This window comes from Pararhodobacter zhoushanensis (assembly GCF_025949695.1).
GTDB classification, from domain to species: Bacteria; Pseudomonadota; Alphaproteobacteria; order Rhodobacterales; family Rhodobacteraceae; genus Pararhodobacter; species Pararhodobacter zhoushanensis_A.
This window is the reverse complement of the sequence record NZ_JAPDFL010000001.1, coordinates 2611032-2631924: the sequence shown is the minus strand read 5'-3', so window position 1 is coordinate 2631924 and position 20893 is coordinate 2611032. Positions and strand designations below refer to the sequence as shown.

The 20893-nt window shown below is 65.4% G+C and carries 16 protein-coding genes, 1 tRNA gene and 1 riboswitch; of the genes, 8 read left to right on the top strand and 9 right to left on the bottom strand.

What is annotated here, in order from left to right; translation table 11 throughout:
• Positions 1-74 precede the first annotated feature (74 nt).
• The 4 genes from OKW52_RS13175 to OKW52_RS13160 all read right to left on the bottom strand — a co-directional run bounded on the left by OKW52_RS13175 (position 75) and on the right by OKW52_RS13160 (position 4717).
• Positions 75-1544, bottom strand: a complete 1470-nt coding sequence (locus tag OKW52_RS13175) for a carboxypeptidase M32 (protein ID WP_264506126.1) — start codon at positions 1542-1544, stop codon at positions 75-77.
• Positions 1513-2679, bottom strand: a complete 1167-nt coding sequence (ctaA, locus tag OKW52_RS13170; protein ID WP_264506125.1) for a heme A synthase — start codon at positions 2677-2679, stop codon at positions 1513-1515. Before ctaA ends, OKW52_RS13175 begins: the two co-directional genes overlap by 32 nt.
• 48 nt (positions 2680-2727) lie before the next feature.
• The gene (locus tag OKW52_RS13165) at positions 2728-3477 is read right to left on the bottom strand and encodes an RNA methyltransferase (protein WP_406622259.1); all 750 of its coding nucleotides are present in this window, start codon (positions 3475-3477) and stop codon (positions 2728-2730) included.
• Positions 3478-3553: 76 nt separating this feature from the next.
• Positions 3554-4717: a BaiN/RdsA family NAD(P)/FAD-dependent oxidoreductase gene (locus tag OKW52_RS13160; protein WP_264506124.1), complete on the bottom strand. Its 1164-nt coding sequence runs from the start codon at positions 4715-4717 to the stop codon at positions 3554-3556.
• A 338-nt stretch (positions 4718-5055) separates the two neighbouring features.
• Between OKW52_RS13160 and OKW52_RS13155 the strand changes: the two genes are divergently transcribed.
• The 7 genes from OKW52_RS13155 to OKW52_RS13125 all read left to right on the top strand — a co-directional run bounded on the left by OKW52_RS13155 (position 5056) and on the right by OKW52_RS13125 (position 12899).
• A tRNA-Gln gene (locus tag OKW52_RS13155) sits at positions 5056-5130 on the top strand.
• Positions 5131-5813: 683 nt separating this feature from the next.
• Positions 5814-6536: a TAXI family TRAP transporter solute-binding subunit gene (locus OKW52_RS13150; protein WP_264506123.1), complete on the top strand. Its 723-nt coding sequence runs from the start codon at positions 5814-5816 to the stop codon at positions 6534-6536.
• Positions 6505-6762, top strand: a complete 258-nt coding sequence (locus OKW52_RS13145) for a TAXI family TRAP transporter solute-binding subunit (RefSeq protein WP_264506122.1) — start codon at positions 6505-6507, stop codon at positions 6760-6762. Before OKW52_RS13150 ends, OKW52_RS13145 begins: the two co-directional genes overlap by 32 nt.
• A 9-nt stretch (positions 6763-6771) precedes the next feature.
• Positions 6772-9498, top strand: coding sequence for a TRAP transporter fused permease subunit (locus OKW52_RS13140; RefSeq protein WP_264506121.1), 2727 nt, complete (start codon positions 6772-6774; stop codon positions 9496-9498).
• 25 nt (positions 9499-9523) lie between these two features.
• Positions 9524-10540, top strand: a complete 1017-nt coding sequence (locus OKW52_RS13135) for an amidohydrolase family protein (RefSeq protein WP_264506120.1) — start codon at positions 9524-9526, stop codon at positions 10538-10540.
• A 14-nt stretch (positions 10541-10554) separates the two neighbouring features.
• Positions 10555-12156 (top strand): FAD-dependent oxidoreductase, encoded by a 1602-nt coding sequence (locus OKW52_RS13130; protein WP_264506119.1) that lies wholly within the window; start codon positions 10555-10557, stop codon positions 12154-12156.
• A complete protein-coding gene (locus OKW52_RS13125) occupies positions 12153-12899 on the top strand; it encodes a sulfite exporter TauE/SafE family protein (protein ID WP_264506118.1) in 747 nt (248 codons plus the stop codon). Before OKW52_RS13130 ends, OKW52_RS13125 begins: the two co-directional genes overlap by 4 nt.
• A 35-nt stretch (positions 12900-12934) precedes the next feature.
• On the opposite strand, the gene thiE is transcribed toward OKW52_RS13125, so the two are convergent.
• The 5 genes from thiE to OKW52_RS13100 form a co-directional block, all read right to left on the bottom strand.
• Positions 12935-13576 (bottom strand): thiamine phosphate synthase, encoded by a 642-nt coding sequence (thiE, locus tag OKW52_RS13120; protein WP_264506117.1) that lies wholly within the window; start codon positions 13574-13576, stop codon positions 12935-12937.
• On the bottom strand, positions 13573-14382 hold the full coding sequence (gene thiM, locus OKW52_RS13115; RefSeq protein ID WP_264506116.1) for a hydroxyethylthiazole kinase: 810 nt from the start codon (positions 14380-14382) through the stop codon (positions 13573-13575). Before thiM ends, thiE begins: the two co-directional genes overlap by 4 nt.
• Entirely contained in the window at positions 14379-16181 is a 1803-nt protein-coding gene (thiC, locus tag OKW52_RS13110) for a phosphomethylpyrimidine synthase ThiC (RefSeq protein WP_264506115.1), read from the bottom strand. Before thiC ends, thiM begins: the two co-directional genes overlap by 4 nt.
• A gap of 97 nt (positions 16182-16278) precedes the next feature.
• A riboswitch (TPP riboswitch) is annotated at positions 16279-16401 on the bottom strand.
• A gap of 162 nt (positions 16402-16563) precedes the next feature.
• Positions 16564-18360, bottom strand: coding sequence for a gamma-glutamyltransferase (gene ggt, locus OKW52_RS13105; RefSeq protein ID WP_406622257.1), 1797 nt, complete (start codon positions 18358-18360; stop codon positions 16564-16566).
• Positions 18361-18409: 49 nt separating this feature from the next.
• Positions 18410-19555, bottom strand: coding sequence for a lytic murein transglycosylase (locus OKW52_RS13100; protein WP_264506113.1), 1146 nt, complete (start codon positions 19553-19555; stop codon positions 18410-18412).
• A 199-nt stretch (positions 19556-19754) separates the two neighbouring features.
• On the opposite strand from OKW52_RS13100, the gene OKW52_RS13095 reads away from it, so the two are divergent.
• Positions 19755-20891: an ABC transporter permease gene (locus OKW52_RS13095; RefSeq protein WP_264506112.1), complete on the top strand. Its 1137-nt coding sequence runs from the start codon at positions 19755-19757 to the stop codon at positions 20889-20891.
• Positions 20892-20893: the final 2 nt, after the last annotated feature.

Sequence of the window (20893 nt, the reverse complement as noted above, 5' to 3'; positions counted from 1 at the left end):
TCTGTTAAATATCCACGGGGATCCTTAAGGGGGCGTGCCCCCCTTAAGCGGGGTGCGGGGCTGGCCCCGCTGCGTTACACGCCGTAAATGGCGCCGAATTTTGCTTCCAGGTAGTCCAGCAGCGGCCCCTCGTCCGGCTCGAAACCGCAGGCCTGCGTGATCGTGTCGCGCGGTTCACGCAAGCCCCCGTGTTGTTGCAGCTTCTCGCGCAGCCAGGCGGTGGCGACGGTGGGTTGACCGGCGGCCAGTGCTGCGTCGATGTCGGGCAGATCGGCGCGCAGGGCTTTCATCAGGCAGCCAGCATAGACATTCCCCAGCGAATAGGTGGGGAAATAGCCAAACAGCCCCACCGACCAGTGCACATCCTGCAGCATGCCGTTCGAGGGCCGGTCCACCGCCACGCCGAAATCGGCAAGGAAGCGGTCGTTCCACGCCGTTTCAAGATCGCCGGGCGACAGATCGCCCGCGATCAGCGCGCGTTCCAGATCGAAGCGCATCATGATGTGCAGATTGTACTGCACCTCATCGGATTCGGTACGGATATAGCCCGGCTGCACCCGATTCACCGCGCCGTAGAAGGCAGTCGGGTCCATGCCCAGATCGCCGAATTCGGCGCTCATCTGGTCGTGCAGCCAGCCGGTCAGCGCCTTGGAGCGGCCAAGCTGGTTCTCATAGATGCGGCTCTGGCTTTCGTGCACGCCCATCGAGACCCCCTCGCCCAGCGGCGAATAGCGGTAGTCGGGGTCGATGCTCTGCTCGTAACAGGCGTGGCCGACCTCGTGGATGGTCGAGTAGAGGCAGTTGAACGGGTCAGTCTCGGCCACCCGCGTGGTGATGCGCACATCGCCGCCCGAGCCCGACGAGAACGGGTGCACGGCCATGTCGATACGACCATGCGCGAAGTCATAGCCGTAGATCTGCGCCAGCCTGGTGCTTAGCCGCAGCTGACCCTCGCGGCCAAAGCTGCCGGTCAGCGGCTTGGGTTGGTACGCCGCCCCCAGCACCTTTTCGCGCAGCGCCACCAACCGCGGGCGCATCCGGGCGAACATGGCGCCGATTTCGTCGCCGGTAATCCCCGGCTCGTAATCAGCGAGCAGCGCGTCGTAAAGATCGCCGTTCTGCGCCAGCGCGGCGGCTTCCTCGCGCTTCAACGCGATCACCCGCGCAAGCGTTGGCAGGAAATGGGCGACGTCATCCTTGGCGCGCGCCTCGGCCCAGGTGCTCTGCGCAACCGAGGTCACGCGGGCCAGTTCCGAGGCGAGCCGGGCCGGTACGCGGGTGTTGCGCCCGTAAGAGCGGCGGACGTGGCGCAGCAGAGCCTCGCCCTTGGCGTCCGGTGCGACGGCCTCGGCCAGCCATTCCCCCAGTTGCGGATCGGTGCGGCGGGCGTGCAGCACTTCCTCCAGCGCGGCCATTTCCTCGCCGCGCTGCTCGGCAGCGCCGCGCGGCATGACGGTTTCCTGATCCCAGCCCAGACGGCCCATGACCTGCGCCAGCGACCAGCTTGTACGCTCATGCGCGGCGATGTTGTCGAAAGCGCTCATGCGGCCCCCGGATGGTGCGGCCCAGCGGATACTGGGCCAGATAACGGGCACGGATGATCAGCACCCACAAAAGCACGGCCATCAACTGATGCGCGATGCCCAGTTCCAGCGGCGCGCCGTACATCACGGTGACGATGCCCAGCACGATCTGCAAGGACAGCGCGCCCAGGACCATGTGAAAGGCTTTGCGCGTGTCGCCATAGGCGCTGCGACGCCCACGCGCCCAGACCACGACGCCGAAAATCGCCACCAGATAGCCCGAGACACGGTGGATGAACTGCACTGTGCCGTCATTTTCAAAGAGGTTGCGCCAGACCGGCGTCAGGTCCCACATGCCCGGCGGAAAGACCCCGCCCGCCATCAGCGGCCAGTCGGTATAGCCCCGGCCCGCGTCGATGCCCGCAACCAGCGCGCCCAGCAGGATCTGCAGGAAGGCAAAGTGCATCAGGCCGGTGGACATCGAGAACAGCTTGGCCTCGCGCGCCCGGCGCGCCTGCAACAGTTGCGCCTCGGGTCGGCCCAGCAGCAGCGTGTACCACGCGATCACGCCGAGGATGACAAAGGCCAGCCCCAGATGCAGCGCCAGTCGGTAAGAGGCGACCGAGGTCACGCCGTCGCCCTGCGTGATGCCCGAGGACACCATCCACCAGCCAATCGCGCCCTGCACGCCCCCCAGCGCACCGGGCAGGATCAGCCGCCCGGTCCAGCCGCTGGGAATGCGCCTGGTTGCCCAGAAGAACAGGAAACCCACCGCCCAGACCAGCCCGACCGCGCGACCCAGCTGCCGGTGCGACCATTCCCACCAGTAGATGCGCTTGAACTCGCCCAGCGTCATGTCGGCGTTAAGCAGGTGGAACTGGTCGATCTGCTGATAGAGGTCGAATTCCGACTGCCAGTCTGCCTGCGACATCGGCGGCAGCGCGCCGGACAAAGGCCGCCATTCGGTGATCGACAGGCCAGAGTCCGTCAGCCGGGTCATGCCGCCGACGGTGATCATCGCCAGCACCATGACAAACAGCAGGCCCAGCCAGATCTGGATTGCCCGGCGCGCGCCCTTGGGGGCTTCGATCCCGGCGCGGGGCGCAGGGGCGGTGGCCGGTGCGGCGGTTTCCTCGAATATCGGGCGTTTCGCCATGCGCAGGCTCCTTGGTTCGCGCCAAATTAGGACCGGGGCCTCAGGGCTTCAAGAGCGCCCGCGCACCAGTTGCCGCAAGATCCCGTGCAGGGTCTGGGCCTCGGACCGGGTCATGCCCCAGCGCCCCAGCATGTTGCGCAGGTTCATCTTCATGAAAGGCGCTTTTTCCGGCGGGTGAAAGAAGTTGGCCGCTTCGAGCTTTTCCTCGAAATGGTCGCCCAGCTTTTCCAGCTCGATCGCGCTGGCCAGATCGGTGCCGGCCAGATCCAGCCGCATGCCGGGCACATCGGTGCCCTGACGCATCCACTCATAGGCCGTCAGCAGCACGCATTGCGCCAGATTGAGCGAATAGAAACCGGGGTTCACCGGCACGGTGATGATAGCGTTGGCATGGGCGACGTCGTCATTCTCAAGCCCCGCGCGTTCCGGCCCGAACAAGACCGCCACCCGCTTGCCCGCCGCGATCATCGCGCGGGCCTCGGCCATCGCGGTTTCGGGCGTCAGCACCGGCTTGACCAGCCCACGGCTGCGCGCGGTCGTGGCATAGACATAATCGCAATCTGCCACGGCCGCGCCGACATCGGGGAAGACCCCGGCATGATCCAGCACCACACTGGCGCCCGAGGCCATCGCCGTGGCGGCAGGATTCGGCCAGCCATCGCGCGGCGCGACAAGGCGCATGTGTTCCAGACCAAAGTTCAGCATCGCCCGCGCCGCCGCGCCGATGTTCTCGCCCATTTGCGGGCGGGTGAGGACCACCAGAGGCACCTGCCCCAGCTCGGTCGACAGCTCTTTCATCGTGTTCACCTTCATCCTGCCCGCTTACAGCCGCCCGCGCCGCCGCGCAAGCAAGCGCGCCGCGGCAAAGCGCGCCTCAGACCGCCTGCCCCGCCGCCCAGCCCGAGGACCACGCCCACTGGAAATTATACCCGCCCAGCCAGCCGGTCACATCGACCACCTCGCCGATGAAATAGAGGCCCGGCACGGCGCGCGCCTGCATCGTCCTGGCGTCCAGCGCGGTGGTATCCACGCCGCCCAGCGTGACCTCGGCGGTGCGCCATCCCTCGGTGCCCGCCGGGGTCAGGTGCCAGCGGTGGGTCGCGTCGCTCAGGCTGTGCAGCGCGGCCTTGGACTGGGTGGCCAGCTTGCCCGAGAGCCCGGCGCGCTCGGTGATCGCGCGCGCCAGCTTGTCGGGCAGATCCAGCGCATTCGCCAGTTCACGCGCGCCGCGCTCAGCGCGTGCCGCCTGCGCCTCTGCCCCCAGATCGCGGCCCATGGCCAGATCGACGGTGATCTCCTGCCCCTCGCGCCAGTAGCTGGAGATCTGCAGGATCGACGGGCCGGACAAGCCCCGGTGGGTGAACAACATCCCCTCCTCGAAAGCGATCTTCGCCCCCTTGACCCCGACGCGCGCCTGCACACTGACGCCCGCCAGCGCCTTCATCCCGTCAAGCTGCGCATCGGTGAAGGTCAGCGGCACCAGACCGGGGCGCGGCTCGATGATCGGCAGGTCGAAAGCCTCGGCGATCTGGTAACCCATACCGGTCGCGCCCATCTTGGGGATCGACTTGCCGCCCGTCGCCACGACGACAGACGCAGCCTTGAGCACGCCCTGATCCGTCTCGACCTCATACCCCGGCCGCACAGCCTTGACCGAAACACCCAGCCGCAGCTCGCCCCCGGCTTCGGCCAGATCGCGCAGCAGCATGTCCACCACTTGCCGCGCCGAGCCGTCGCAGAACAGCTGGCCCAGCGTCTTTTCATGCCACGCGATTCCCGCCCGATCCATGCGCGCGATAAAATCGCGCTGGGTGTAGCGGCGCAGGGCGGACAGGGCGAAGCGCGGGTTTTGTGACAAGAAACGCTCGGGCGCGATCTGCAGGTTGGTGAAATTGCACCGCCCGCCGCCCGAGATGCGGATTTTCTCGCCCGGTGCCTTGGCGTGATCCAGCACCAGCACGCGCCGCCCACGACGCCCTGCCTCGATGGCGCACATCAGCCCCGCGGCCCCTGCGCCCAGTACGATCACATCCCACATTGCTACTGCCTCCAACAATCGCGCCCTCGTACACTGCGCAGGCGTGACTGAACAGTCACGCGACGGCGGGTTGTGGGCAAAGCGAAGTCCAGCCGCAGGTGATGGAAGAGATTCGCGTGGGTCGCGGGTCTGTGTCGGCGCTTTTCAGCGGGTTGACCGGGGTGACAGACCCCCAGTTTGTCGCCCCCTGGCAAAAAATTTGCGCCCCCAGGCCGCGTTCTTTTCCAAGTTTCTCAGGGCCGCGCAGCGCGACGCCCGTGCCGTCGCACAAACTGTCACATTTTTTTCCCAAGCCCCTCTTGCGGCCCCCATGCCTGTTGGGTAAATACCGCCGCAGTTGGGGCGTGGCCAAGTGGTAAGGCATCGGTTTTTGGTACCGTGTACCGTAGGTTCGAATCCTACCGCCCCAGCCAACTCATTCCTTGTGTGAAATGAACGCCTTGGCGACACCAGTAGTGGTGGAGCCCTGCGTGTCGCGCCTGTGGGGCCGTCGCACGATCCGCGACGATCTGCCGATGCTCTCGGCTACTGGCGATGTCAGCCACACCCTTGGTCTTGAACATTTTTTCGGCACCCCCTTTAGTTGACCGTCAAGCGTCCTGCCCGCTGCGCATTGCAGGCTGAACGTTGTAAGGGCGCGACAGCGCGCACGTATCCAAGCTGGTCGGAAGAACAAGACGCGCGGCGGCGCGGTTCTTCACCGCCAGGGTCGAGCGATGTGTGACGGCTTAATGTCCTGCACCGACGCACTATCCGGCGCGGGAAACACCAAACTCCTTTGACAAGCTTCGCGCCGACATGGGGTTGGTGATTTTGGTGCAGCCCATGCACGCCCTTCTCAATCTCATTTATCAAGATTTTTGACGCTACCTCCCTCGGCAAAATCCCCACCAGACCTTGCGCGTCGGGTCCGATTGTGGCCCCTTCGGTGTGAAATTCGACCCCAAAATCGCACCATACCATAACCTCGCCCGCAGCGTTCCCTGCGTGAGACGGATTCAAGCTTGCCTAAAAGGCCAACACCGGTAGTCTTCCAGTCTCACCGGGGGAGATTCTTGCCGAATTCTCGGTCAACGAAAACACTAGGGAGGAAGACATGCTCAGAACACTCATCGCGGCGGGCTTGGGACTTGGACTGGCTGCAACGGTGGCGTCCGGTCAAACCGTCGGTATCGCCACCTCGAACCCGGGGTCGCTGTTTTACAACATTGGCACCGCCGTCGCGAACGCGGCCAACAATGCCGGGCTCAACACCACCATCCAACCCGCGACCAGCCCCAACCAGTTCATTCCCTACCTGAATTCGGGCGGGATCGAATTCGGCGTCGCCAACCTGCAAGAGGTCAACTACGCCTTCTCTGGCGAGGCGTGGTGGAGCGGTGTGCAGAACCCCAACCTCAGGATCGTCGGCATGCTGATGCCGCTCAATGAAGCGATCTTTGTGCGGGCCGACAGCGATATCATGACGCTGGAAGACCTGCGCGGGCAGCCGATGACGGATGGCTACACTGCCCAGAACACCATCCTGCCGCAGCTCGATGCGATCTATGCAACTGCCGGGATGACGCGGGACGAGATGACCGGCGTCAACGTCGCATCGGTGGTTGCCGGTGCCGATGCCTTCATCTCGGGTGACGCCGTTGGCTTCATCTTTGCCCATGGCGCTGGCAAGGTTCGCGAGGCGGATGCGGCCGTTGGCGGCTTGCGCGCTCTGACCGTAACGGATCTCGTCCGAGGCCGGGCTCGCGGCAGCGCGGGCTTTCTGGCCCACCGCGTCCTTTGTGACGATGGCGGCCGGATCCGCGCCCGGTGTGCTTGAGGACGGCGTCTATATCTCGTTCCCGCAAGTGCTCTTCACCAATGCCAGCGTGTCCGATGACGTGGTCTACGCCATGGCCCGGGCGATGTACGAAGGGCGCGACGACATGATCGCCGTGTTCCCGCCGTTTGGCGCCTTCGACCCCGAAAGCATGCACGGTGATCCCGGCGTGGTTCCGTTCCACCCGGGTGCGCTTCGGTTCTTCACCGAAGCCGGCCTGAACTGAGGGCGGCAGATGTCCGAAACCAGTACCGGAGGGGCCGTTCGCGGCCTCTCTCCCCAGCTCTGGCGTCCTGTGGCCAACGGGCTGGCCGCTCTGCTGATCCTCATCGCCTGCGCGTGGGCGCTGAACGTGCCGCGCTATCTGGGTGTCAGCTATTACCCGCAGCAATTCTTTGCGCTGATCCTGTCGATGGCACTGCCGCTGGCCTTCCTGAGCTATCCTGCACGGCGCACGTCACAACGCATCACCCTGCCCTGGCATGATCTGGCGCTGGCGGTTCTGGCCATGGCCACGATGCTCTATATCACCGTCAACTACCCGCAACTGGTGCTTCAGATCTTCAGCCGCCCCATGGCCGTCTGGCTGCCGGGTCTGATCGTGACGCTTCTGGTGCTGGAAGCCTTGCGCCGGGCCACGGGCTGGGCGCTGGTGATCATCATCGCCGCCTTTCTGATCTATGCCATGTTCGGCAATTACATCCCCGGACGCCTGCAGGGCCGTGCCCAGCCCTGGGATTTGCTGGCCGGGTATATGGCGTTTGATTCCAATGGCATCCTTGGCTTGCCCATTTCGGTCGCCGCGACTGTGGTGATCACGTTTATCCTGTTCGGCTCGTTGCTGGCCACGACTGGCGGCACCCGCTTTTTCACCGACGCAGCGATGCTGGGTATGGGCCGGTTTCGCGGCGGCTCGATGAAGATCGCCGTTCTGGCCTCGGGGCTTTTCGGCTCGATCTCGGGCTCGGCGGTGGCCAATGTGGTCGGAACCGGCGTGATCACCATCCCGATGATCAAGAAAGACGGCTACCCCGCGCACAAGGCCGCCGCGATCGAGGCCGTCGCCTCAACCGGCGGGCAGCTGATGCCGCCGGTGATGGGCGCGTCGGCCTTTCTGATGGCCGAGTTCCTGTCGGTGCCCTATTCGACCATCGTCGTCGCCGCCCTTGTCCCGGCGATCCTGTATTACGTCGCCCTGTTCATTCAGGCCGATCTTGAGGCCGCGCGGCTGAACATCGCCCCGGTCCCCAAGGACTCCCTGCCCTCGGGCAAGGGCGTGATCTTTGGCCTGCATTTCGTCTTTGCTTTTGCCGTGCTGATCTATGCGCTGTTCGTGATGCGCTGGCAGCCAGAGAAAGCGGCGCTGCTGGGCGCGTTGTCGCTGATGCTGACGGCGCTGGTCTTTGGCTATCAGGGCGAGCGGCCAAAGATCGGCGCGCTGATCGGCACGCTGGCCTCGACCGGGCACGCAGTGGTCGAGATCATCCTGATCTCCGCCGCCTCGGGCCTTGTGATCGGGGCGCTGAACGTGACCGGCCTGTCGTTCAACCTGACCTATCTGCTGGTGCAGGTCGGTGGCGGGTCGGTGATCGCGTTGCTGGCACTCTCGGCCATCGTGTGCATCATTCTGGGCATGGGCCTGCCGACGTTGGGCGTCTATGTGCTGCTTGCCGCTCTGGTTGCGCCTGCGCTGGTGCAGGTTGGCATCGAACCGATCGCCGCGCATCTGTACGTGCTTTACTTCGGCATGATGTCGATGATCACCCCGCCCATCGCGCTTGCCGCTTTTGCGGCAGCCTCGATTGCGCGCGCGCCGGCGATGGCGACGGGCTGGGCGGCGATGCGGTTTGGCTGGTCGGCCTATGTGATCCCGGTGTTGTTCGTGTTCTCGCCGACGCTGATCATGATCGGCGCCCCTGTCGATATCGCCATCGCGATCATCACTGCCGTGATGGGCGTCTGGCTGATCTCGGCTGCGTTCGCCGGGTACTTTGCCCGGCGGCTGTCGGGGACGATGCGCGGGTTGTTTGCCGCCTTCGGCCTGCTCGCGCTGATCCCTGCAGGGGCGTTCCCGGGGGCCGAGGTGTCCGATCTGTTCGGCGTCGCTGGCGGGATCGCGGTGATGGCCTTCGAGATCATCAAACGCAAACGGCTCGCCACCGGGGGCAGCATGAGCGGCACCAACAGCGCTGACCGCATTCTTGCGATCCTCGATCTGTTCACCGAGGATCGTCTGGAATGGACGCCTGAGGATCTGATGGCCGCCTTGGGCTATTCGCGCCCGACGCTCTATCGCTATCTCAAGTCCCTGCGCGAATCTGGGCTGCTGATCTCGCAGCCCGGAGCGGGCTTTACCTTGGGCCCGCGCATGGTCGAGCTGGACTATCTGATGCGCAAATCCGATCCACTGGTCGCGTCCGGGCAGTCCATCCTGCGATCCCTGACGCAAGCCTACCCCTGTTCGGCCCTTCTGGTGCGCTGGTATGGCAGCAAACTGCTGTGCGTCGCGTCCGAGTGTTCGACCCCGCATCCGCTGTCCTCGTATCCGCGCGGACGGCCGATGCCCTTGGCCCGGGGTGCGATCAGCCGGGCGATCATGGCATGGCTGCCAAGCCGCCAGCTGCAGACGATGGTCGAGGACAATCTGGCCGAAATGTCGAGCGTCGGTCTGGGTCGCACCACCGACGAGGTGCTGGCCACGCTGCGCCGGGTACGCCGCGCGGGGTTTGCCACCGCCCATGGCGAGGTCACACCCGGCGTGATCGGTGTGTCGGCCCCGGTCTTTGACGCGGGGCAAGCACCGATTGCAGCGCTGACGGTCACCATCGCCGGGCATGAAGTGACGCCTGAGCGGCTGGATGCGATCGCCTCGGACATCATGCGCCATGCTGCGGCTTTGTCCGCCGATCTGGGCCAGCGGCGCACGGATCAGGATCCCCCGCGCCGGGCGGCCAATGCCTGAGACCAATGTCCGAAACGGAGCGACCATGAAAAAGATCGATGTCTTCAACCATATCTGGCCCACGCCCTTCTACGAGGCGCTGATCGATCACATCGGCACGATGAGCGATATCACCAACCGTTCGGGTCAGGTTCCGATGATGACCAATCTCGACCGCCGCTTCGCGGTGATGGATCTGTTCGGGCCTGAGTACGTGCAGATCCTGTCGCTGGCGTCGCCGCCGCTGGAACTGCTGGCGGGTCCGCAAAAGGCGCTCGAACTGAGCCGGATCGGTTCGGATGCGATGGCCGAGCTGTGCCAGAAATACCCCGACCGCTTTCCCGGCTTTATCGGCACCGCACCGATGAACAACATGGACGCCTGCATCGACGAATGCCGCCGCGCCATCGAAGATCTGGGCGCTGTCGGCATGCAGATCTTTACCAACATCGCCGGTGACCCGGTGGATCTGGCGCAATACGCCCCGTTCTTTGACTACATGGCCAAGGCAGGCAAGCCGGTCTGGCTGCATCCCGCGCGCGGGATGGGGTTTTCGGATTACAAGAACGAGACCCGCTCGGAATACGAGATCTGGTGGACCTTTGGCTGGCCCTATGAAACCTCGGCCGCGATGGCGCGCATGGTGTTTTCGGGGTTCTTCGACCGCTTTCCCGGCCTGAAAGTCATCACCCATCACGCAGGCGGCATGGTGCCCTATTTCGAAGGGCGCGTCGGGCCGGGCTGGGATCAGATGGGCGCACGCACCACGGACCGCGATCTCAAGCCGGTGCTGACATCCCTCAAGCGACCGCATCTGGACTATTTCAAAGAGTTCCACGCCGACACCGCCACCTTTGGCTCCCGTCAGGCGATCGAGCACGCGATTTCCTTCTTTGGCGAGGACCGGGTGCTGTTTGCCTCGGATGCGCCGTTCGATCCCGAAGGCGGGCCAATGTATATCCGCGAGACCATCCGCATCATCGAAGACATGGAGATCAGCGATGCGCTGCGCCGCAAACTGTTTCAGGACAATGCCGTGGCGCTTCTGGGTCTGAAACTCTGAAACAGGACCAAGCCATGATTGATTTCTCAAAAACCTATGACGTGGTGATTGTCGGTGGCGGCCCGGTCGGCACCGGGCTGGCCATCGAGCTGGGACAACGCGGCCACTCGGTCGCCCTGATCGAACACCACGCCACACTCCATCAGGTGCCCCGGGGCCAGAACCTGACACAGCGGACGATGGAGCATTTTCAGTCCTGGGGATGCGAGGCCGAGATCCGCGCGGCCCGCACCGTGCCTCAGGGCTATGCGATTGGCGGCATGACCGCGTATCGCACACTGTTGTCGGGGTATCACTACGACTGGCTGCAACGCGATCTGGTCGCGCCCTATTACAACGCCGCCAATGAACGCCTGCCGCAGTACCAGACCGAAGCCGTCCTGCGCGCGCGTGCCGCTGAACTGCCGGGCGTCGACATGGCGCTTGGCTGGACCGCCCGGGATGTCGCGCAGACCGCCGAGAGTGCGACGATCACGCTCGCCGATGCCCAAGGCAACCCCGCCACAGTGACAGGCCGCTACGTCGTCGGGTGCGACGGCGCACGCTCAGCGATCCGCGAGGCCGTCGGCATCGTGCAAACCAGCTCGGAACATGACAAGCTGATGGTCCTGCTGGTGTTCAAATCGACCGATCTGCATGATCACCTCAAACGCTATCCCGGCAAGCAGTTCTATTGCGTGCTGGACCGCGCGCTTGAAGGCTATTGGCTGTTCTTTGGCCGGGTCGATCTGGGCACGACGTGGTTTTTCCACGCGCCGGTCCCGGTCGGCACGACGCGAGAGAACTTCGACTTCAAGGCCTATCTGGAACAGGCGGTCGGCGCGCCGATTGGTGTCGAGTTCGAACATATCGGCTTTTGGGATCTGCGCATCGCGCTGGCAGACACCTACCGCGCAGGGCGCGTTTTCATCGCGGGCGACGCCTGCCATTCGCACCCGCCTTATGGCGGCTACGGGGTCAATACCGGGCTGGAAGACGCGCGCAACCTGGGCTGGAAACTGGCCGCCGCGCTTGAAGGCTGGGCCGGGGACGCCTTGCTCGACAGCTACAGCGCGGAACGCCAGCCGGTTTTCAAGGGCACAGCCGAGCATTTCATCGAGCGTTTCATCCGCGAAGACCGCGATTTCCTCAACGCCCACAGCCCCGAAGAGCAGGGCGAGGCGGCCTTCCGCAAGGCGTGGGACAGCCGGAACGAGGGATCGAGCGAAGTGATGTCTTTCGCGCCCAATTATCAGGGCTCGCCCCTCGTGACCGGCGCGCCGGGACACCCGGACGCGCGCGGGACGCATCAGTTTGCCACCCGGGGCGGGCATCACCTTGCACCGGCAACGCTGGACGATGGGCGCGCGGTTTTCGACACATTGGGCCGCGGGTTCACCCTGTTGGCCTTCGGTGCCCCACCCGAGGCGACGCAGGCCTTTCGCCGTGCCGCCGACGCGGCAGGCATCCCGCTGACCCTTGTCCAACAGCCGCACGGCGGCGCGGCTGGCGCGCGCTATGAAGCGCCGCTGGTGCTCGTGCGCCCGGATCACTATGTGGCCTGGTCGGGCAGCGATGCCACGGATGCCACCCGGATTCTCACCCGTGCCGCAGGGCATAGCAGCGAGCCTTCATGACACTGGAACTGATTGAAACCATTACCGTCATCGCCATCGGCTTCGCGCTAGGCGGTATTCTCAAAGGCGCGACCGGCGTCGGCGCTCCGATCATCGCGGTGCCGTTGCTGGCGATCTATTTCGACGTGCGCTTTGCCATCGTGATCTTCTCGATCCCGAATATCCTGCCCAACATCTGGCAGGCATGGGCCTATCGCAAGACGCTGTTGCCATTGCGCTTTGTCGTGCCCTTCACGCTGGCTGGCATGCTGGGCGCGGCCTGTGGCACCTGGGTTCTGGCCAATGCCCCCACGGATCTGCTACCGCTCGGCGTCGCGGGTGCTGTCCTTCTCTACATCGGTTTTCGCCTTCTGCGCCCGCATTGGATTCTGCCCTACCCCAAGGCCGTGAAACTGGCCCCGCCGGTCGGGTTTATCGCCGGGATGCTGCAAACCGCGTCCGGCTTGTCCGCCCCGGCATCGGTCACGTTTCTGAGCGCGATGAAACTGGATCGCGCGGCCTTCATTCCCACCGTTTCGACGTTTTTCATCGGTCTGGGGGTGGTACAGATCCCGATGCTGATCGGCTACGGGTTCCTGACGCCCGAGCGCGCGCTGCTGTCGGCGGCCGCACTGATCCCGCTGACCGCGGCGATGCCTCTGGGCGCGCGTCTGGTGCGGCATCTGCCCAAGGAAGTCTTTGATCGCGTGATCCTGGGCCTGCTTGCGATCCTTGCGATCAAGCTTTTGGTCACCGCCTTCTGAGAGTGGCGCGACGGGAAGCGGCGGAACGCTGACCCTCAGACTGACCGCCGCGCCTGCGCCACGGCCTGCGCGAGCGTCCGCGCCGCCGCCTCAGGATCAGGCTGCCCGCAAAGGGCCGAGACCACGGCCAGCCCTTGCGCACCCGCCGCAATCACCTGCGCGACATGCGCCGCTTTCAGCCCGCCGATGGCCACGGCGGGCAGGCGGCTTGCGGCCACTTGCGCGGCCAGCCCGTCAAAGCCGATGGGCTGCTTGTGGTCGGTCTTGGTCGGCGTGGCAAAGACCGGCCCCGCGCCGATGTAATCCACGAGCGCGGGGTCAGCCGCCGCCGCCAGCGCCGGCGTCTCGACCGACAGGCCAAGGATCGCCCCGGCCCCGAGGCGCGCCCGCGCCTCGGCCACCGACATATCGCCCTGCCCGATGTGCAGCCCGTCCGCCCCCAGCGCCACCGCCGCGGCGACATCATCGTTGATGATCAGCCGCGCGCCACTGCCCGCCAGCGCCGCCTGCAAGGCCCGACCGGTCGCGATCATCGCCGCCGTATCGGCCCGCTTGTCGCGCAGCTGCACCATCGTCACCCCGCCCGCCACAGCACGGCGGGCGGTTTCGACCATGCCGACCCCGGCGCAAAGGCCGGGATCGAGCACGAGATAGACGGATAGATCGAACGCTTTCACGCCGCGACATCCTCGGCGCTGTGGATCACCGCCTCGGCGTCCAGCGCCTCGGGCGTCACCGCGTGCAGCGCATCGAGGAACCGAGGCGCAAAGCTGCCCGGCCCCTGCGCACCCGGATGCGCCCGCTGCCCGGCGACGGCGAAATGCGCCAGCGCCGCGACGGTCGCGTCAAACGGATCGGCTGCCCGCGCCGCATAGGCCCCGCACAGGCCGGTCAGCGAACACCCCAGCGCCGTGTTCATTGGCATCCACAGCGAGCCGCCTTTGATCCGAACAGCGCGGGTGCCGTCCGTCACAAAGTCCACCGCGCCCGTGACGGCCACCACGCCGCCGGTCTGCTGTGCCAGCCTGCGCGCGCCGTCCTCGGCGGCAGCGACGGCATCGCGGCCATCGACGCCCTGCCCCCGGCTGGCCTCACCCACCAGCGACAGGATTTCCGAGGCATTGCCGCGGATGATCGTCGGCCGCAGCGCCACCAGCTCGGCGGCAACCCGGCGGCGCAGGGCGGTGGCCTGACAGGCGACCGGGTCCAGCACCCAAGGCCGCTTGGCCTGCTGTGCGCCACCAATCGCGGCGCGCATCCCGTCGACAAAGGGCATCGACAGCGTGCCGATGTTCACCGTCAACGCCCCCGCGATCTGCGCGAACTCGCCCGCTTCCTCGGCGTCCGAGACCATCGCCGGCGACGCCCCCGCCGCCAGCAGTACATTGGCGGCGATGTTCATCGCGACATAATTGGTGATGCATTGCACCAGCGGCGGTTCGGCACGCAGGGCGGCCAGCAGGGTTCCGGGTGATTGGCTCATTTCGTGTCCTCCAGCGGCATATACAGATCCCCGCCTGCGCGGAATTTCTCGGCCATTCTGGCCATGCCTTCTTTTTGCGCCTCGGCGCGGATGTCGTGAGAAATGCGCATCGAGCAGAACTTCGGCCCGCACATCGAGCAGAAATGCGCGGTCTTGTGCGCCTCTTTCGGCAGGGTCTCGTCATGCATCGAGCGCGCGGTATCGGGGTCGAGCGACAGGTTGAACTGATCCTCCCAGCGGAACTCGAACCGCGCGCGGCTCAGCGCGTCGTCGCGGATCTGCGCGGCGGGGTGGCCTTTGGCCAGATCGGCTGCGTGGGCGGCGATCTTGTAGGTGATCACGCCGGTTTTCACGTCGTCGCGGTCGGGCAGGCCCAGATGTTCCTTGGGCGTGACGTAGCACAGCATGGCACAGCCGAACCAGCCGATCATCGCAGCACCAATACCGCTGGTGATGTGGTCATAGCCCGGCGCGATATCGGTGGTCAGCGGCCCGAGGGTGTAGAACGGCGCCTCGCCGCAGACCGCAAGCTGCTTGTCCATATTGGCCTTGATCTTGTGCATCGGCACATGGCCGGGGCCTTCGATCATCACCTGACAGTCTTTGGCCCAGGCAATCTGCGTCAACTCGCCCAGCGTCTCCAGCTCGGCGAATTGCGCCTGATCATTGGCATCGGCGATGGAACCGGGGCGCAGCCCGTCGCCAAGGCTGAACGACACGTCATAGGCCCGCGCGATGTCGCAGATCTCGTCGAAATGCTCGTACAGAAAGCTCTCGCGGTGGTGGTGCAGGCACCATTTGGCCATGATCGAGCCGCCGCGGCTGACGATCCCGGTCACCCGGTTCACCGTCATCGGGATCATGTGCAGGCGCACACCGGCGTGGATGGTGAAATAATCCACCCCCTGCTCGGCCTGCTCGATCAGCGTGTCGCGGTACACCTCCCACGTCAGATCCTCGGCAATGCCGTTCACCTTTTCCAGCGCCTGATAGAGCGGCACGGTGCCGATAGGCACGGGGCTGTTGCGCAGGATCCAGTCGCGGATGTTGTGGATGTTGCGGCCCGTCGACAGGTCCATGACGGTATCGGCCCCCCAGCGGGTGGCCCAGACCATCTTTTCGACCTCCTCCTCCATCGACGAGGTGACGGCAGAGTTGCCGATATTGGCGTTGATCTTGACCAGAAAATTGCGCCCGATGGCCATCGGCTCGGCCTCGGGGTGGTTGATGTTGGCCGGGATGATCGCCCGGCCCCGCGCCACTTCGTCCCGCACGAATTCAGGCGTGATGTAATCGGGGATGTCAGCGCCGAAGCTCTCGCCATCGCGCAGCAGCGCCTGTTTGGCCGCCTTGCGGCCCATATTCTCGCGGATCGCGACGAACTCCATCTCAGGCGTGACGATCCCGGCGCGGGCATAGGCGATCTGGGTGACAGACCGGCCCCCGGTCGCCCGGCGCGGGGCGTGGCGGACGGGGAATTCGGGCACCAGCCGCGCGCCCTCAGCCAAGCCGTTATCCTCAGGCCGGACATGGCGGCCCTCATAGCTTTCGGTATCGCCGCGCGCGGCGACCCAAGCCTCCCGGATGCGCGCAAGACCCCCATCAATCGCAATGTCCAACGCCGGATCGGTATAGGGGCCCGAGCTGTCATAGACCGTCACGGGTGGTTCGCCCGCGCTGGGGTGCAGGTCAATCTCGCGCATCGGGACGCGGATCTGCGGGTGAAGAACGCCCGCGTGCCAGACGCGGCGCGATGCGGGCAGCGGACCCGTCGTCACGCGGGGGGTAAGGTCTTTCATCGGTCAGAGCCTCCAGTGCTCAAAGCGTTGGAGACCCAGTTCCGCGTCGAATGGAGAAAGGCTGAACGGAATACGCCTGTGACGTATCGGCAAGAGCCGCGCAGCCGGTGCACCATCCCTACGCCAGTATGAACTGGATCAGGTTCATCGGGTCACTGCGCTGCGCCTTGCGGCACGATCAGTATCTCAGCCTCTTGTCGAGACCCCCCGGGTGAGTGCGCCCAACCTGCGCCAAAGGCCCAAGGCTTGTCAATGTGCCGTGTGCGGTCTTGGCAGGGTCATGCGTCTTCCCGCCACAGAAGCAGATTTACCTTTTGTTTTTCATGGCATTAGGAAAGATTCAGGCGCACAAAAGCACGCCAGAGTCGCGTGGTGCGCGCCGCTATCCTCCCAGCGCGATCCCCTCGCGGCGGCGGTCCGCGCCGCCCGACAGACCGTCGGGCGTGATCTCGATTGCCTGCAGGCCAGAGGTCATCGCCCCCACCTGCACCGCGTAACCAAGCTCGCTCAGCGCACCGGCAAAATCTGCCGCGACGGTGCCTTCTTCCAGATCATAGCGGCCAAAGCGGTTCACCGCATGCGCCATGTCGACGGCTTCCTGCACGTTCATATTCCAATCCAGAAACCCGATGATCGCCTGCGCGACGTAGCCGATGATCTGGCTGCCGCCCGGCGAGCCGATGACCAGAACCGGTGCGCCGTCCTGCATCACGATGGTTGGCGCCATCGACGACCGGGGCCGCTTGCCCGGCTCGACCCGGTTGGCAATCGGCACGCCGTTGTCATGGCTGCGGAACGAGAAATCCGTCAGCTCGTTGTTGAGCAAAAACCCGCCCGGCGCCATCAGGCGAGAGCCGAAGCCGTTCTCGATGGTGGTCGTCATCGACAGCGCGTTGCCATAGGCATCAACGATGGAGATATGGCTGGTGGCAGGCATTTCGATCGGCACGTTATCCGCCCAGTTCAGCGCGTGCTCGAACACCGGCATTCCGGCCTCGACGCTCTCCAACGCCCGATCACCCCGCAACGCCTCGGCCCGCGACGACAGATAGGCAGGATCGACAAGCCCAGCGGTCGGCACCGGCACATAATCGGGGTCGGCCATATAGCGTTCCCGGTCGGCGAAGGCCTGACGCGAGGCATCGCCGATCAACCGCCAGGTCTGCGGATCGCCCGGGCCCATCGCGGCCAGATCAAAATGGCTGAGCTGTCCGAGGATCTGCCCGACGGTCAGCGCCCCCGACGAGGGCGGCCCCATGCCGCAGACCTCATAGCTGCGATACGCAGCGCAAACGGCGGGCCGTTCGACCGCCTCATAGGCGGCGAGGTCGATCATCGCCAGCCGACCCGGATTGCCCGGCGCGTTTTGCACTGTATCGACAATGCCTTGCGCGATGTCACCGTGATAGAAGACGCCAGCACCCTGAGCCGCCAAAGCCCGAAGGGTCGCGGCATAGGCCGGGTTGGTCAGCATCGCGCCTGCCGCAAGCGGCACCCCGCCGGGCAGGAAATAATCAGCGGTCGGGGCAAAGCGCGACAGGCGTTCGGCATCGGCGGCAATGGACTCGGCCATGCGCGGCGAGACGGCAAAGCCGTCCTCGGCCAGCGTGATCGCGGGCGTGAACAGATCCGACCAGTCGGCCCGTCCCCAACGGTCATGCGCCATCTGCATCAGCGCGGGCGTGCCCGGCACACCGACCGAGCGCCCGCCGACCACCGCATCCCAGAACCCCATGGCCGCGCCATCGACCTGAAACAGCGTCGGATCGGCGGCAAGCGGCGCGCGTTCGCGCCCGTCGAGCGTGGTCAGTGCGCCGGTTTGCGCATCATACCAGACCAGAAACGCGCCGCCGCCCAGCCCCGAGCTTTGCGGCTCGACCAGTCCGAGCACCGTCTGCACCGCCACCATCGCATCGGCCGCCGTACCACCGGCGGCCAGGACGCCTGCCCCGGCCTCAGCCGCCAGCGGATTGGCGACGGCGACCATCCAGTGCTCGGCTGTCACCGGCAGCCCCGCATCCCGTGTTGCCAGCGCGGCCTGCGACGCCTCGCCAAGCGCCCAGACCCCGGCAGAGGTCGCCGCTTCCGGGGCCACGGTATCGGCGGCTTGCTGGGCATGGGCGGCCAAGGCCGAGCCGCAGAGCAGCAGGAAACTGGCTGAGACAAGGCGCATGGTCATTCCCTTCTGGTTGGCAGGCGGGGTTTTGTCCCGCTGTGGTTTTCTCCCCTCAGCGCAGGCTTTGCAGCAGCGCTTGTGACGGGGTTCCGGTGACCGGCAAGCCACGGCTGGCCTGATAGGCGCTGATCGCGCTTTCGGTGTTCGACCCGATCACGCCGTCCGCGCCCTGCGTGTCGAAGCCGCGCGCGGTGAGGCGCTCTTGCAGGGCGATGCGGTCGTTCTTGGTCAGGCCATTGGCATCGGGCGGGAAGCTGCCACGCAGCGGCCCGGCGCCGCCGATCCGGTCGGCCAGATGCCCGACCCCCAGCGCATAGGCTTCCGACGGGTTATAGCGCTTGATCACCCGGAAATTGCGCGTGGTGTCGAACTGCGGCCCACCCGCCTGCGGTTGGATCACCGTGCCGCTGGGCGATCCGCTGACCAGCTCGCGTCCCCAGCTCATGCCCCGGACCCAGCCGTGACGTTCCAGATAGGCCGCTGTCGTCGCCAAGGCGTCCGAGGGATCCTCGGACCAGATGTCGCGCCGGCCGTCGCCGGTGAAATCCACCGCGTATTCCTGAAAGACCGTGGGCATGCACTGCGTGTGCCCCATCGCCCCGGCCCAACTGCCGGTCATCCGGCTGGCCTGAATGTCGCCGTTCTGCACGATCCTGAGCGCGGCAATAAGCTCGCGCTCGAAATACCGCCCACGTCTTCCCTCAAACGCCAGCGTCGAGGTGGCCGAGATCACCGGGATCAGCCCCTGACGTTCGCCGTAATAGCTTTCCAGCCCCCAGATTGCCGTGACGATCTTGGCATCGACGCCGGTATTCTCTTCGATCGCAAACAGCGTCCGGCGATGGCGGGCATAGGCGGCGCGGCCCTTCTCGACCCGTTCATCCGAGGCGGCGATGGCGAGGTAATCCTCAAGCGTGCGGCGGAATTCGGTCTGGTTCTGATCGCGCGTCACCACGCCGGGCAAAAAGCCTGCCCCCTGAAACGCCGTGTTCAGGGTGGCGCTGGTGATCCCCTGCCCCATCGCCCGCTCACGGAACGACACCACCCAGGCGTCATAGGCCCGGTTGGACGCGGGCAAAAGGTCGGCGGGAAGGCCCTCTGGTTCGGCCGTACTCATGCGCGCTGTCACCGACCGCGAGCAAGCCGCCAACCCAAGGCTGCCCAGCCCCAGACCAAAGAGGCGTCTGTTCATCTGCATCACTCTGCCCACCATTTTTTCATTTTCGCCTATGGTGCCGACAAGTCGCCCCGCACACAATGCCGCAGTTGCAGGCATGGCGATCACAATCTGTCCAAGGGGTGGTGCACCTTGGCTTTACTCTCTCGCCGGGCTCTGTTCTATCAGATCAGCCGCGCTATCCTTGTAACCTCAAGCAAAATGCGCTTGAACGGAGTTCATGACGGTGCCGCCAGACCTTGCCCCCGAGATTACTGTCGTCGCCGAGCCTGCGTCCACCACGGTGGCAATCCGCGGGCAGGTCACGATCTATTCGCTCAGCGCGGTCCAGACGCAGCTTGCCAACCTTCCCGAAGGGCCGGATGTGTCGCTCGATCTGACGCAGGTCACGCGGCTGGACACAGCCGGTGCATGGCTCGTGACGACGCTCAGGGAAAAGATCACCGCGCGCGGTGCCGGGTTCGAGGTTCGCGGCCTTGCGCCCGAAGCCCAGAGCTTTCTCGACAGCGTCGAAAAAGCGATGCCACACCCCGAGGCCGCGAGCGCCGAGCGCAAGACCCTTGCCGATCTGGTTGCCGGGATCGGCGCGGCGGTGGTTGGCGGCGTCAGCCTGCTGCTCAGCCTGTTGGGGTATTTCGGCATGTTTCTGGCGCGGCTTGCCCGCGCCTTCCGCCACCCGCGTGAATTCCGCCTGACGGCACTGGTGCATCATTGCGAAGAAGTCGGGCTCAAGGCGGTTCCCATCGTCGCCCTCATGGCGTTTCTGATCGGCGTGGTTCTGGCGTTTCAGGGTGCCTCGCAGCTGCGGCAGTTCGGGGCCGAGGTGTTTGTCGTCGACCTGATCGCCGTGTCCATCCTGCGCGAGCTGGGCATTCTGCTGACCTCGATCATCGTGGCCGGTCGCACGGCCTCGGCCTTCACCGCCGCCATCGGCTCGATGAAGATGCGCGAAGAGATCGACGCGATGCGCACGCTGGGGCTGGACCCCGGCATGACGCTGTTCGTGCCGCGCATTCTGGCGCTGTTGCTGATGCTGCCGATCCTTGGCCTGATCGCCGATATCGCCGGGCTATTCGGCGGCGCGCTGATGGCATGGGTCGAGCTGGGCATCTCGCCTGCCATGTTCCGGACCCGGCTGGTCGAAGGCACGGATGTCAGCCATTTTCTGGCCGGTGTGATCAAGGCCCCGGTCTTTGCGCTGATCATCGGCGTGATCGGCTGCCGGTCGGGCATGCAGGTGCAAAGCAACGCGGAATCGCTGGGGCAGATGACCTCGAAAGCCGTGGTGATGGCGATCTTCTCGGTGATCGTCGCCGATGCCGCGTTTTCGATTTTCTTCGCACAGATCGGGTTCTGACA